The following is a 14,732-nucleotide window of genomic DNA, read 5'->3' on the forward strand; positions in this document are numbered from 1 at the left end:
CTTTCAATGACAATTCAAATTTTAGGAATTCAATTCTTTAAAGGAAAAACAGAAGAGGTATTTACATTTTTAAAAAACAAAGGCGGTCTGCTTACAGTACCAGCTGCTCCGGCTCTTGTAACTATTGCTCACGATAAAGAATATTATGATGCTTTGCTCGAGTCCGATATAGTAATTCCGGATAGTGGTTATATGATATTAATTTGGAATACATTTTTTAAAAGTAAAATAAACAAAATTTCAGGTTTGGAATTCATCAATTTTTTTGTCGAAAACATAAACAAATTTAAAGACGACACTTTTTTTCTAGTGAACCCTTCGGATGTTGATGGTAAAATAAATAAGGATTTTTTAAATAGTAAAGGGTTAAAAATAGAAGAAAAAGATATTTATACCGCGCCATTTTATAATGGAGATGTCAGAGACACTAAACTTTTGACATTAATAGAAGCTCAAAAGCCAAAATGGATTTTTATCAACATTGGTGGCGGAACCCAAGAAAAGCTTGGTTTGTTTTTAAAGCACAAGCTGTCTTATTCTCCGGCAATTTTGTGTACAGGAGCAGCATTGGCTTTTAAAACAGGCAGACAGGTAAACATGCCAGGTTGGGTAGATTATATTTATATGGGTTGGTTATTGCGATGTATTTCAAATCCAAAGGTGTTTATCCCCAGATATTTTAGTGGCTTTAAGCTTTTAAACATGATTTTAATTAATAAATCGAATAAGGTAACTGTTAATAACTAATAACTTATAAAAATAATTCATAAATTCGCACCTTGAAAAAAGAATAATTCAATTAAAAATGAAGAAAATACTAGTATGTGGCGCAGGGGGGTTTATTGGAGGACACCTTGTAAATAGATTAAAATCAGAAGGACATTGGGTAAGAGGAGTCGATTTAAAAGAAAACGAATACGGTAACAATAATTCGGATGAATTCATACTAGGAGATTTAAGAGATCCGGTTGTTGCCCAAAAAGCAGTAAAAGGAATTGATGAAGTTTATCAATTAGCAGCAGATATGGGCGGTGCCGGTTATATTTTTACCGGCGATCATGATGCTGATGTAATGAATAACTCTGCACTATGTAATCTTAATGTACTGGGCGCTTCACAAAAAGAAGGAGTTAAGAAAATATTCTATTCTTCCTCTGCTTGTATGTATCCTGAGTATAACCAAATGGATCCGGACAACCCTAAATGTTCTGAAGATTCAGCATATCCTGCAGCTCCTGATAGTGAATATGGCTGGGAAAAGCTATTCAGCGAAAGACTTTATTTATCGTATCATAGAAACTACGGAATAGAAGTTAGAATAGCAAGATTTCACAATATTTTTGGGCCTCAGGGAACCTGGAATGGAGGGAAGGAAAAAGCACCGGCAGCTATGTGCAGAAAAGCAGCCGAAGCAGAAGACGGAACAAGCATAGAGGTATGGGGAGACGGAAAACAAACACGTTCTTTCTTATATATTGATGAATGTGTTGAAGCAGTTATGAGATTAATGAATTCGGATTTTACAGGACCTGTTAATATTGGTTCAGAAGAGATGATTTCCATCAATGACTTTGCACAGATGGCGATTGATATTTCCGGAAAAAAATTAAAAATCAACAACATTCCCGGACCAACAGGAGTAAGAGGAAGAAATTCAGATAATAAATTATTGTTCGAAAAACTGCAATGGGCACCTTCTTTATCTTTGATTGACGGAATGAAAAAAACGTATTCCTGGATAGACAGTCAAATTCAGGTTGAAGTAAAAAAATAAAAAGCAGGATAGCATAATTAATGCCTCAAAACCCGAAGGGTTTTGGGGCTTTTTTTTGAGGTTTAATTCGTTAAATTCATTTGACACATATTTGTTTGTCAAATATTTTTAATAACAGAATAAAAAATCATAACTTGCCATTGATACAAAAATAGTGGACACTGCTATTAATGATTTTGACAAGAATAAAATAAATGAAGAATAACTATCCATTTTTTAAGTTTTTTTCTCTGAAAACAAATCAAGAGCTTAACAAAGAGACACCACTTTATTTATTAATTTTTGTGTTGCTCTCCATCCCGCTGCCACATTCGGTAAACAGTATCGCTATTGGCTTATTGGTTTTTTCAACCTTCTTTTTTTTCAAAAAGCAGAATTTTAAGATAGACTATACATTATTATTTCCCATACTGCTGTATCTTTTGATGCTGCTTTCCTATTTTTGGACCATAGATAAAAGTTTAACATTACCGGCATTATCAAAAGAATTACCCTTTCTCCTCATACCTTTATGTTTCATTATTTTCGGAGGAATATCTAAATATCAAAAGCAACTTATTCTGCAGGTATACAGTTATGGGATATTGGTGTATGCCTTATTTTATCTTGTCAAAGCAACAATACGTTATTTTTCCTCGCACGATAGCAGTGTTTTCTTTTACCACGAATTGGTAACCAAAGATGTGAATGCCATACATGTTTCGGTCTACATGGCCATTTCATTTTTTTACTTCTACACAAAACCGATAAAAAAAATCATTGATTTCCTATGCATTGGTATTTTGCTGTTGATGGTTATTCTACTCTCTTCCCAAAACATTATTATAGCATTTATTGGTTTGATAATAGTATATCATTTGTTCTACTCCAAACTTTCTAAGCAATTGCGTTTGAAAAATCTGATAGTATTCTTGATCCTGGTTCTATCATTAGGGTTTATAGGAAGTATAAAAGATAAATTACATCATGAGTATGAAACAATAATGACAGATAGTACTGTAAATGATGTTATTTCAAAAGAAAACAAAACAACATTTTACAATGTCAGCATAAAACAGGCCTGGACAAATACAGTCTTCAATCAAAATGATTTTTTCCCAGGAACAGCCTTCAGGGTATACCAGTTTAGAATATTTTTAGAAATGATGAATGAAGACAACATTTTTTGGAAAGGTTATGGACTGAACGCATCTTATCCCAAAATTGAAGCTAAAGGCGTGGCTTATCATGTATATCAGGGTGATGATTCCAGTGATGGATATCAAAAGATGAATTTTCACAATCAATATGTTCAGAATTTTGCAGATTTGGGAGTTTTTGGCTTTTTATTGATAGTAATAATGCTTTTTATTAACGTTAAAAATGCAATCAAAACAAAAGATTTTGTGAATTTTGCTTTCGCATTTCTAATGATAAGTTTATTTTTGACCGAATCATTTTTATGGAGGCAACGAGGCGTGGTTTTTTTCACTATGATGTATTGTCTTTTTAATTCAGGGATTAATCAAAAGAATCCTAGTGTAGAATAAATTTTATATGAAAAAAATATTAATTACTGGTGCGGCTGGGTTTTTGGGTTCTCATCTTTGTGACCGTTTTATCGCAGAAGGATACTTCGTCATAGGAATGGATAACCTGATTACAGGAGATTTAAAAAACATAGAACATTTATTTAAACATAAGAATTTTGAGTTTTATCATCATGATGTTACCAAATTTGTTCACGTACCGGGTGATTTAGATTATATTCTTCATTTTGCATCACCCGCAAGTCCGATAGATTATTTAAAAATCCCAATCCAAACCCTAAAGGTTGGTTCACTTGGAACCCACAATCTTTTAGGTCTGGCTCGGGTAAAAAAGGCCAGGATTCTTATTGCTTCAACTTCTGAAATTTATGGTGATCCATTGGTACATCCACAAACAGAAGATTACTATGGTAATGTAAATACTATTGGACCAAGAGGTGTCTATGATGAAGCCAAACGTTTTCAGGAATCAATTACAATGGCTTACCACACTTTTCACGGGGTAGAAACAAGAATCGTTAGAATATTCAATACCTATGGACCAAGAATGCGACTAAATGACGGGCGTGTTATTCCGGCATTCATTGGTCAGGCATTACGCGGAGAAGATTTGACGATTTTTGGAGATGGAAGTCAAACGCGGTCATTTTGTTATGTAACAGATCAGGTTGAAGGCATTTTCAGATTATTGCATTCAGATTACGAGCAGCCTGTAAACATTGGAAATCCAAACGAAATTACCATTAAGGATTTCGCTGAAGAAATTATTAAATTAACAGGCACAAACCAAAAAGTAGTTTATCATCCGTTGCCAATTAACGATCCGATGCAGAGACAGCCTGACACAACACGAGCTAAAAACATTTTAGGCTGGGAAGCAAAAGTTTCAAGAGAAGAAGGAATGAAATTAACGTATGAATACTTTAAATCACTTTCTTCAGAAGAACTTTTAAAAGAAGAACATAAAAACTTCAAAAGTTATATCCACTAGTATTTTATGGTTGCACAGCATACAGGGAGGTATTCAAAATACATTAGACCGATTAGTATATTATTCGATTTAATTGTCATAACTATATTTAGTCTTTATTTCTTTAGGGATTTAAGACTAAATAAGGTGTATTATTTGGCTTACCAAACTATCACCTGGATTTCCATAGCGGTTATAGTAAGATATTATGAAATTTTCAGGTTTACTACTCCGGTAGATATTCTGACTAAACTGATGAAGCAATTCAGTGTGTTTCTATTGATTGTCATTGCTTTCTTTCCTTTTGCAAAGACGTCAATTTTTAGCGGTTCAGCTGTGGCGCTTTTTATGTCTGTGACCTTCATTATTGTTGTTGCCTTTAAAACCTTTTTATTTATTTATTTAAAAAGGTATAGGATTGTTACAGGAAGTAATTACAGAAATGCAATTATCATCGGATATACACCTGAAGCAATTCGGTTAAAGGAAGTTTTTGAAACAAGGATAGATTACGGGTATAGGTTTGCGGGATATTTCTCGGACAAAAAGCAGAATCCAAATATTGTTGGGAAAATAGACGATATTAAAAGTTTTACCATAGAAAATAAAATAGATGAGATTTATTGTTCTTTAAATGAAATTTCAAATGAAAAACTGAAAGAGTTAGTCGAATTTGCCGACGATAATAAAAAGGCAATTAAATTCATTCCTGATACTAAAGAAATTTTTTCTAAAAATTTAAAAGTTGATTATTACGAATTGTTTCCGGTACTATCTCTTCAAAAAACACAACTGCATAATCCCTATATAAAAAGAGTTAAAAGGGCTTTTGATATTATTTTTTCATTATTTGTGATAATTTTTTTGTTATCGTGGCTGATTCCTATTTTGACTATTTTAATAAAATTGGAATCAAAAGGGCCTGTATTTTTTAAGCAGGGAAGACCGGGAATGGATGAAAAAGAATTTTTTTGTTATAAATTCCGTTCTATGCAGGTAAATGGATTTACCGAAAAGGAAGCCTCTAAAAATGACCCGAGAGTTACCAAGATGGGGAAATTTATGCGAAAAACAAGTATGGACGAATTACCACAGTTTTTCAATGTTTTACTCGGAGATATGTCGGTTGTTGGACCAAGACCACACTTATGGTCACAAAACAAAGCTTACGCCAGTAAAATAAAAAAATATATGGTACGTCATTATGTTAAACCCGGCATTACAGGTTTGGCACAAGTGAAAGGATTTAGAGGCGAAATTGAAACTGAAGAAGACATGGTAAACCGTATAAAACTTGATGTCTTTTATATCGAAAACTGGTCACTAATTATGGATATCAAAATCATTTTTCAAACAGTATTTAATATCTTCAAAGGAGAAGACAAAGCGTATTAGAAAACCTCTTTTTCAATTAGGATTTTCATTTGATTATCTAAATCGAATACTTTTAGGGATTCGTCAAAAATCTGTTTTTTCATCACATCCAATTCCGATTTTTTTACTCTCGAAATAGCCTTAAGTTTTTCGTTTAAATCGTCATAATTTCCAACGGATGCAACCCAACCCAAATTATTCTCATTAACAATAGTTTCACCTTCGCCACCACCAAAATATAGTATTGGAAAACCAAGTGAACCATATTCAAAAATCTTAGAAGGAACAGAACCATAAATCCTGGTTTTTAACGGAACAATGGCAATGTCAAACGATTTTAGTTTATTATGTAATTCCTTTCTATCTAACATTCCGTGAAAGAATAGCTGTTGTTCTTTTTGAGATGAAATCAGCCCTTCTATTTGCGTTTTTTCGGCGCCATCACCAAAGATGTGAAATTCTACATTTAGTCCTTTTAAATCGATTTTCTGGCACAATTCAAATACGCCTTGCGCAATTCCGAGAAGTCCGGCATAGAAAATTTTTATAGGTTGATTTTCTTCCGTTTTTAATTCCATTTCAGAAATACTATGATCGGGGAAATTGCGATATAAAAAGCATTTTTTATCCGGAAATAAAGTATGAACGTGTGTGATAATTTCGTTGGATTGCCCTAAAATCAAAGTCGCTTTTTTATAAATGTAGCGTTCAAAAAACAACGAGAATTTATGCGATAATGAACCTTTTTTCAAAGCACCCAATTCGATAGCGGCTAATGGCCATAAATCGGAAATGTTCAAAATTATTTTTTTGTTTTTTAGCGAAAGCACAAAAACCGAAATAAAAGACAATAATAAAGGTGGCGATTGAATCACTACTTTCTTTGGTATTTTTTTGAATAACAAATAGAAAAATAAGGTTACCGAAAATGACAAAACAGAAATAATTCGAACCAATAAATTTTTGCTGACACTTGGATAAATCCAAAGACGTTTAACCGTAATACCATCACGATTTTCAGTTACCGAAAACTTACCTCTATATTCCGGAAATAATGCTCCTTTTGGGTAATTTCCAAGTGGGCAGATAACCGAAACTTTATAATTATTTTGATTTAATTTCAAAGCCAACTGCTCAATTCTATTGGCAGCTGCGCCTTTTTCCGGCGGATAATAATTGGATATGATTAGAATTTCTTTCATGTAAGCACAATATTAAACTTTGCGCCTTTGCGCCTTTGCGAGAGATTATTTGGTTAGTAAAACAGCAATTATTCTTTCGGAAGCTTTACCATCCCAAAGCTCTGGAATTCCCGCTTTTCTTGGGCCATTTGCCAGAAATTCTCCAAATACTTTTTTTAAATTTTCAATCGAAGTCCCCACTAATGTATTTGTACCGATGTTCTGTGTTTCGGGTCTTTCGGTATTGTTCCGCATCGTAAAACACGGAATTCCCAAAACGGTAGTTTCTTCCGAAATGCCACCTGAATCGGTAATGACAGCAAAACTGTTTTTGATTAAATACATGAAGTTCAGATAACCTTGTGGTTCAACAAAAAGGATGTTTTTCAAATTCAGATTTTGTTCACCTAAGATCGCTTTAGTTCTGGGATGAATTGGGAAAATAATTTTTTTATCACCAACCATTTTGTCAATGCCAGCTAATAAATTCACTAACGATTTTTCTTCATCAACATTTGCCGGACGATGCAATGTTAAGACTATATAATTACCGGCTTCTAAATCAAATTTGTTCCAAAAACTTGGCGCAGAAATTCTGTCTAAATTTTGGTATAAAGTATCAATCATCACGTTGCCCACAAAATGAATTGCAGAAGGTTCGGCACCATACTTTAAGAGATTTTCTCCTGCCCAAGTTGAGGTTGTAAAAAAATAATCGGTAATGCTATCCGTTACAATTCTGTTGATTTCTTCGGGCATTGTCATGTCTCCGGAACGAATTCCGGCTTCAACGTGTGTGACTTTTATGTTTAATTTTTTGGCAACAATAGCACACGCCATAGTCGAATTGACATCACCAACTACCAAAACCAAATCACATGGATTTTGCAACAACTCTTCTTCAAAGGCAATCATGATGGCAGCAGTTTGCACCGATTGGGAACCGCTTTTGACTTCGAGATTTGCATTTGGATGTGGAATGTTCAATTCCTCAAAAAACGTATCGCTGAGGTTTTTATCGTAGTGTTGGCCTGTGTGAACTAAACGATAGGAAAGTTTAGCTCCTTCGTTTTGCTTTTTTTCTATCGCTTTGATAATGGGCGCGATTTTTATAAAGTTAGGTCTTGCTCCTGCGACTATTGTGATTTTCATTTTTTTTGTCATTGCGAGGAACGAAGCAATCTCACTCTTCGTTCTTTCGTTAATTTATTTTATCAATGAAACAAACTGTTTCAATTTTCCACTTTTGCTGCGTTCTAGTTTTTCTTTACGGTTAAATGAAAAAGTCAGACCACTTTCTAAATAAGTTGTAATGGCTTTTTCAATTTGTTGAATTTGAGCTTCGGTTAATTCTAATTCACTTACATATTCGATGTCAAAAGTATCGATTTTGGTTTGTTTTATCACAAATTCTTTGACATTTCCATCGTCTTCGATGATGCTTTTGGTAACATAATAAAAGGTTAATCCCGGGGATTTTTTTCCGCTTGGCAAAACAGCAATATCGTTGGTTCGACCAATTAGTTTCTTAAGAATCGGTTTTTTAGAAGTACTTTTTTCGTCTAAAATTCCAACATCGCCAATATCATATCGGATAAACGGATGCGCTTTATTATATAATGATGTTATCACAATTCGGCCTTCTTTGCCATTTGGTAAAACGTTGTTTTCCTCATCTAAAATTTCTACAAAAATGGTTTCAGAATTCACCTGCCATTCGCCTTCCGGGTTTTGGAACGCAATCAAATCAAGTTCAGAGGCGCCATATTCATTGACAACCGGAACGCCAAATTGTTTTTCGAGCAGTATTTTATCATCATCAAAAAGCATTTCAGAGGTTACAATGCAACATTTTAGTGTTGGGCAAACCGATGTTAAAACAATATTTTTCTTTTGTAAAAATTTGGCAAATAAAACTATCGAACTGGTATAGCCATTGATATAATCGAATTTTTTATTTTGAAATTTGGTTAAGACTTTTTCTAAAACAACATCAGATAAATCAAAAATGGTAAAACGATAACGATGGCTCAACAAGTCTTTGATACGCTCTTTTTTATTTCCGATAAAATCTAATGGGATTCCATAAAAACGGGCTTGTAAGGACGAATTAAAATCAATTCCAAACCAACCGAAACGATAAATGATATTAGACCAGGTCAAGGCATGACAAAATTTATCTTTGGCAAAAATAAAAGGATCACCACTTGAGCCAGAGGTTTTGTTTACATAAACAGTTGATGGAGTATATCCTTCGGAAAGCCTTTCTGACAAAGGTTTTTGAAATTCTTTTTTAGTCATTATCGGAAGCTCATTCCAATTGTCAAAAGAACTTTTTCCAACAAAGTCCTGATACGATTTGTTGTGTTTTAAATGATACTCAACGATTGCAGCCTTCTTTTGATTTACATAATTTTCATACTCAATTTCCGAAACAGCCAGAATTTTTTCCAATTCGACAGACGCTTCCTTCATAGGAAAGCCATTTAGTAAAAGCGAAAAATTGAAAAAGTTGAACATAAAGACAATAAAAAAGGGCTAACGAATGTCAGCCCTTAAAAATACTATTTTATTTGTAATTAATTTTTAAGAATTTTAATCACGTCTTTTGTGTTATCTGAGCTTAATTCGAAGAAATAAGCACCAGTTGAAAGAGAAGAAATATCCAATGTGTTTTCAATTCCGTTTAATGATTTAGTCATAACGATTTTACCTGTTACATCTGTAACGGATAAATTATATGAATCTGCATTTTCAGCAGCGATTGTAACTGTTGAAATTGCAGGATTTGGGAATACTTTAAATTTAGCAGCATTAAAACTTGGAGTTCCTAAAGTATTATTAAATTTAAATGCACCTCCTACACCAGTCGTAGCAAAACCTCCACCCCAACCAAGAGTATCGCTTTTTAAAGCTAAGCACGTGTGTGACAACCCGTCAATAGCTGTCCAGGTAAGACCATTATTCAAACTGTAAGAAGATCCGAAATTCCCATCTGATGAACCTCCGGTTACAAGCATTCCGGGACCTGCAAAAGCAAGTGCTCCATGAAATATTCCTGTCCCAAATGTAACAGGTGTCCAGGTTGCACCACCATCAGCTGTACGAAATAATTCTGTTTCTAAAAAAGTTGGAGTTGGTAAACCGTCATAAGTTTCTTTTAAAATAAAACCATTGTTATTATCAGAAAAAGCAAATTCAGCAATAGATGTTGTATCAGTACCACCGCCAAAATCAGGAATAGGGGTAGTAATTTTTGTCCAATTTAAACCTTTGTCGGTAGAACGCATTAATTCACCGCCATCAGTTCCGAACCAAACAGTATTTCCGTTCGCATAATATTTACCAGTATAACCATAATCAGTAGCTGAAGCAGCGATGTTAGCTGATGGAGTTCTTGTCCAATTAGTTCCTCCATTTGTAGTGGTATAAATTTCAAAATAACCACCTCTTTTATCACCCATACAAACACCATTGTTAGCATCAAAGAAATAAACAAAATTGCAAAATGAAAGACTTGGGGACGAAGAGAATGCTGCAGTCGTTTGTCTGGTCCAAGTTGTACCACCATCAATTGTTTTGTATACACCTTGTTGTGCTGATGTTGAACCTGTTGGAAATGTAGAAACCCAAGCAGTACTCGCATCAACTGCAGTTATGTTTCCGATACCTAAACCTGTTGTATTACCAACACCAATAGAACCGGTTGTCCAGTTTGTACCACCATTAATGGTTTTTGAAAATGTTTGATGATTTGTTGCGGTAACTCTTTGAACTAATGCCCATGCAATATTAGCATCAACCACAGCAATATCTCCTGTGTATGAACCGTCAACAGGGAAATTAGTGTTTTGTGTTGTCCACGAAACCTGAGCATTTGAAGTAAATGCAAATACTAATAAAGAGAAAAGTAATAATTTTTTCATAAGTTCAATTTTATATATTAAAAAACAAAAATAATCTTTTTTTCCAAGCAAGATGAAAATTTAATAAACCATTAATATTTAAAAGTTATTTTTGCAATCAAAATAAATAATGATGGTTATTTTACTACTTGGTTCAGGCGGAAGAGAACATGCTTTGGCATTTAAAATGCTTCAAAGTCCAATTTGCTCAACACTTTTTGTTGCACCAGGAAATGCGGGAACTGCTTCAATAGCAACAAATGTTTCTATTAATCCAAATGATTTTAATGCAATAAAATCGTTCTCGATTCAGGAAAAAGTCGACATGGTTGTCGTTGGTCCTGAAGATCCATTAGTGCTAGGGATTTATGATTTCTTTAAAAATGATTCAGAGCTAAATCATATTCCGGTTATTGGGCCATCAAAACTCGGAGCTCAATTAGAAGGAAGTAAAGAGTTTGCCAAAGAATTTCTAGTTAAACACAAGATACCGACAGCAGCCTATGATAGTTTTACGGCAGCAACTGTCGAAAAAGGATGCAAATTTTTAGAAACATTGCAACCACCATACGTATTAAAAGCCGATGGATTAGCAGCAGGGAAAGGTGTTTTAATTCTTAACGATTTAGAAGAAGCGAAAACAGAATTACGAAATATGCTGGTTCATGCCAAATTCGGAAATGCAAGTGCCAAAGTGGTTATCGAAGAATTTCTTGACGGAATTGAATTGAGTTGTTTTGTATTGACAGACGGGAAAAGCTATAAAGTTCTGCCAACAGCCAAAGATTATAAACGAATTGGAGAAGGCGATACAGGTTTAAATACAGGCGGCATGGGAGCAATTTCCCCGGTGCCATTTGCAGATGCCGTTTTGCTTGAAAAAATAGAAACCCGAATTGTAAAACCAACAGTTGAAGGTTTACAAAAAGACGGAATTGAGTACAAAGGTTTTGTTTTTATTGGACTAATCATTGTTAAAGGCGAGCCAATAGTTATTGAATACAACGTCAGAATGGGTGATCCCGAAACGGAAGTTGTAATTCCGAGAATTAAATCCGATTTAGTCGAATTATTTCAAGCTGTTGCCAATGAGAAACTGAATGAAGTCTCGTTAGAAATTGACGAAAGAAGTGCCACAACAGTAATGGTAGTTTCCGGCGGTTATCCTGAAGATTATGATAGAGGCTTTGAAATTTCAGGAATAGAAAACATTCAGGATTCACTTGTTTTTCACGCAGGGACAAAACTTGAAAATGGAAAAGTCGTAACCAATGGAGGAAGAGTCATAGCCATCACTTCTTTTGGGAATGATTTCAAAGAAGCCATAAAAAAATCTTACCAAAATATAGACAAGCTAAATTTTGATAAGATGTATTTTAGAAAAGATATTGGCTTCGACTTACTTTAAGAAAGAATGAGCCGTTGTATCTTGGTCTTCTTCGTTGTTGGCTCTGTGTTTTGCTAATTCCTGACACCAGTAAACAGTGTAGTATGCACAAACTATTATTAGTGTCCAGCTAACAATGTTAGCCAACCACCAGTTGCTTAACTCTAAAGAGCGTAAAAAATCTAGTGGTTTGAATAAAAAGTCTACAAATAAAGATTGAATGCCTTCAAAAAATGCTCTCATTTTATAAAATGTTATATTTACAGCACAAATGTATAAAATATCCTTATGATAACAAGCGTTTTTAAAAAATCTACTTTGCTAAATAATGCTTTGGTGGTAGTTTTGTTGCTGCTTTTCTTTTTTATGTATCAGTCAAGCGATTTGTTGTCAACAATTTCGTCCCATGGATTTTCAAAAACAGCAACACTTGTCTTGTTATTATTGACTTCTTTTTTTCTGGTGAATTTTACAGTAAAAAAGAATAACCTGACCAAAAACAGTAGTTATACCATTTTATTTTTCTTATTGTTTCTGCTCATTTTCCCATCCATATTCAATAATTCTAATTTATTGTTTGCCAATTTTTTTCTGCTTATGGCTGTTCGAAGATTGATTTCTTTGCAAACATTAAAAGCGCCAAAAGAAAAGATTTTTGATGCTTCGATGTGGATTTTTATTGCCAGCTTGTTTCATTTTTGGTGTATCCTTTTTATTATTCTGGTCTATATTTCGATATTTTTTCACGTTTCAAGAGATTTCAGAAACTGGCTTTTGCCATTTGTGGCGTTTTTTGCAACAGCAGTTATATTCATGGTTTCTGCTTTGGCGTTCGATAAAACATGGATTACACATATCATAACTCAGACGCAAACTAATTTTGAACTGGATTATTTTACAAATAATTATCAAAATATAGCGCTCTCGTTTTTTGTTGTGATTGCCCTGTATTTTTTATTCTCACTAATTTTTTCTTTGACAAATAAACCACTGATTTTGCAGGCTTCTTATAAGAAAATGATTTTTGGATTTTTAATCGGAGTAACGATTTTTTTGATTTCGCCCGATAAAAACAACGAAATGTTGATCTTTACATTTATGCCATTATCAGTGATGTGTACCACAAACATTGAATATTCACAAAGCAAAATGTATCAGGAAATCGTGTTGTTGTTGCTTATTTTGGGATGCTCGTTTAGCTATTTCTCCCAACTATAATTTACTTCCATAAGCCAAATCACCGGCATCACCAAGACCGGGAACTATATAGTTTTTCTCGTTAAGTTTTTCATCAATCGCAGCTATCCAAAGATGACAGTTGTCAGGAAGATTTTTTTGAAGATAGGCGATGCCTTCCGGTGCCGCAATTACAACCGCAATATGAATTTCTTTTGGTTTTTGTTCCAAATGCAATTTGTGTAAAACTGCCACAATCGATTGTCCTGTGGCCAACATAGGATCAATCAAAATCAGATTTTTATTTTCGAAAGATGGTGCAGCTTGGTATTCAACCAAAATATCAAACTTATCATCGTTGTCATAATGATGGCGGTACGCCGAAACAAAACCGTTTTCAGCATTGTCAAAAATATTCATAAAGCCTGTATGCAATGCCAATCCGGCACGAAGAATCGAACATAAAACCACGTGATCAGCAATGGTTGTGGTGTGTTTGATGCCAAGCGGCGTTTGAACGTCAATAGCTTTATATTCCAGAGTTTTACTCAGTTCATACGCCATAATTTCACCAATTCGTTCAATGTTCTTTCGGAAACGCATGCTGTCTTTCTGAATATTGACATCGCGAATTTGCGCCAAAAAATGATTAAGAATACTGCTGTTTTCCGAAATATTGTGAATATGCATGAATGTGGAATTTGTATGTTTAGGTAAAAGTATAAAAACTATCTTTGCACTCGAGACCTTTTCAGAAAAAAGGTCGAACAGTACGGAGTAAAAATAAAATTTATAATTATGTTTTCAAAATTTGCCTATTCTATATTTGAACAAAGTATCAAGGATTATCATGTTCACGATAACGTAGACCAACCCGTTAACAATCCTTATCCAAAAGATAAGATTGAGCATTTATTGTATTTTAAAAATTGGATTGACACTGTTCAGTGGCATTTTGAAGATATTATTCGCGACCCTAATATTGATCCGGTTGCGGCTTTGGTTTTGAAAAGAAGAATTGATGCATCCAACCAGGAACGTACGGATATGGTAGAATATATCGACAGTTATTTTCTTCAGAAATACCACAATGTTAAGGTAAAAGATAACGCAAAAATAAACTCTGAAAGTCCAGCCTGGACGATTGACAGATTGTCAATTTTGGCATTAAAAATTTATCATATGAGTGAAGAAGCCAATCGTGCCGAAGCTTCACAAGAACACAGAGATAAATGTCAGGCGAAATTAAATGTGTTATTAGAGCAAAAATCAGATTTGTCAACGGCCATTGATGATTTGATTACCGATATTGAAAACGGAGATAAATTCATGAAAGTGTACAAACAAATGAAAATGTACAACGATGATGATTTGAATCCGGTTTTGTACCAAAACAAAAAATAAAAGCGACAACTTTTGTCAAACCCAATCCAACA

The 14,732-nt window shown here is 34.0% G+C and carries 14 protein-coding genes; 8 read left to right on the forward strand and 6 right to left on the reverse strand.

Going from position 1 to position 14,732, the window contains the following annotated elements; genetic code table 11:
- The first annotated feature begins 6 nt into the window (after positions 1-6).
- The 5 genes from GS03_RS03055 to GS03_RS03075 all read left to right on the forward strand — a co-directional run bounded on the left by GS03_RS03055 (position 7) and on the right by GS03_RS03075 (position 5,668).
- Positions 7-747, forward strand: a complete 741-nt coding sequence (locus GS03_RS03055; RefSeq protein WP_136151102.1) for a WecB/TagA/CpsF family glycosyltransferase — start codon at positions 7-9, stop codon at positions 745-747.
- A gap of 58 nt (positions 748-805) precedes the next feature.
- The gene (locus GS03_RS03060) at positions 806-1,774 is read left to right on the forward strand and encodes an NAD-dependent epimerase/dehydratase family protein (RefSeq protein WP_136151103.1); all 969 of its coding nucleotides are present in this window, start codon (positions 806-808) and stop codon (positions 1,772-1,774) included.
- A gap of 194 nt (positions 1,775-1,968) precedes the next feature.
- Complete coding sequence (locus GS03_RS03065) at positions 1,969-3,303, forward strand: O-antigen ligase family protein (protein WP_136151104.1); 1,335 nt, start codon at positions 1,969-1,971, stop codon at positions 3,301-3,303.
- A 7-nt stretch (positions 3,304-3,310) separates the two neighbouring features.
- The gene (locus GS03_RS03070) at positions 3,311-4,294 is read left to right on the forward strand and encodes a UDP-glucuronic acid decarboxylase family protein (protein ID WP_136151105.1); all 984 of its coding nucleotides are present in this window, start codon (positions 3,311-3,313) and stop codon (positions 4,292-4,294) included.
- 126 nt (positions 4,295-4,420) lie between these two features.
- Positions 4,421-5,668 carry an undecaprenyl-phosphate glucose phosphotransferase gene (locus tag GS03_RS03075; protein WP_317128598.1) on the forward strand — a complete coding sequence of 416 codons (1,248 nt, stop codon included), beginning with the start codon at positions 4,421-4,423 and terminating at the stop codon, positions 5,666-5,668.
- Here the strand turns inward: GS03_RS03075 and GS03_RS03080 are convergent.
- From GS03_RS03080 to GS03_RS03095, 4 genes are read right to left on the reverse strand one after another with little or no spacing between them, the layout of a single operon-like run.
- Positions 5,665-6,849 (reverse strand): glycosyltransferase family 4 protein, encoded by a 1,185-nt coding sequence (locus GS03_RS03080; RefSeq protein ID WP_136151107.1) that lies wholly within the window; start codon positions 6,847-6,849, stop codon positions 5,665-5,667. The two genes, GS03_RS03075 and GS03_RS03080, sit on opposite strands and share 4 nt — an antisense overlap.
- Positions 6,850-6,894: 45 nt before the next feature.
- Positions 6,895-7,980 (reverse strand): non-hydrolyzing UDP-N-acetylglucosamine 2-epimerase, encoded by a 1,086-nt coding sequence (wecB, locus tag GS03_RS03085; protein WP_136151108.1) that lies wholly within the window; start codon positions 7,978-7,980, stop codon positions 6,895-6,897.
- Positions 7,981-8,034: 54 nt separating this feature from the next.
- Positions 8,035-9,348 (reverse strand): phenylacetate--CoA ligase family protein, encoded by a 1,314-nt coding sequence (locus GS03_RS03090; protein WP_136151109.1) that lies wholly within the window; start codon positions 9,346-9,348, stop codon positions 8,035-8,037.
- Positions 9,349-9,407: 59 nt separating this feature from the next.
- On the reverse strand, positions 9,408-10,754 hold the full coding sequence (locus GS03_RS03095) for a T9SS type A sorting domain-containing protein (RefSeq protein WP_136151110.1): 1,347 nt from the start codon (positions 10,752-10,754) through the stop codon (positions 9,408-9,410).
- A gap of 112 nt (positions 10,755-10,866) precedes the next feature.
- Here GS03_RS03095 and purD point away from each other — a divergent pair, with 112 nt between their 5' ends.
- Positions 10,867-12,141: a phosphoribosylamine--glycine ligase gene (purD, locus tag GS03_RS03100; protein WP_136151111.1), complete on the forward strand. Its 1,275-nt coding sequence runs from the start codon at positions 10,867-10,869 to the stop codon at positions 12,139-12,141.
- Here purD and GS03_RS03105 read toward each other — a convergent pair.
- Complete coding sequence (locus GS03_RS03105) at positions 12,133-12,363, reverse strand: DUF6341 family protein (RefSeq protein WP_136151112.1); 231 nt, start codon at positions 12,361-12,363, stop codon at positions 12,133-12,135. The two genes, purD and GS03_RS03105, sit on opposite strands and share 9 nt — an antisense overlap.
- Before the next feature lie 45 nt (positions 12,364-12,408).
- On the opposite strand from GS03_RS03105, the gene GS03_RS03110 reads away from it, so the two are divergent.
- A complete protein-coding gene (locus GS03_RS03110; protein WP_136151113.1) occupies positions 12,409-13,338 on the forward strand; it encodes a DUF6427 family protein in 930 nt (309 codons plus the stop codon).
- Here the strand turns inward: GS03_RS03110 and upp are convergent.
- Complete coding sequence (upp, locus tag GS03_RS03115) at positions 13,333-13,986, reverse strand: uracil phosphoribosyltransferase (protein ID WP_136151114.1); 654 nt, start codon at positions 13,984-13,986, stop codon at positions 13,333-13,335. The genes GS03_RS03110 and upp overlap by 6 nt on opposite strands.
- Before the next feature lie 108 nt (positions 13,987-14,094).
- Here upp and GS03_RS03120 point away from each other — a divergent pair, with 108 nt between their 5' ends.
- Positions 14,095-14,700, forward strand: a complete 606-nt coding sequence (locus GS03_RS03120; RefSeq protein WP_136151115.1) for a DUF4254 domain-containing protein — start codon at positions 14,095-14,097, stop codon at positions 14,698-14,700.
- Positions 14,701-14,732 lie beyond the last annotated feature (32 nt).

Source organism: Flavobacterium sangjuense, from assembly GCF_004797125.1.
Lineage (GTDB): Bacteria > Bacteroidota > Bacteroidia > Flavobacteriales > Flavobacteriaceae > Flavobacterium > Flavobacterium sangjuense.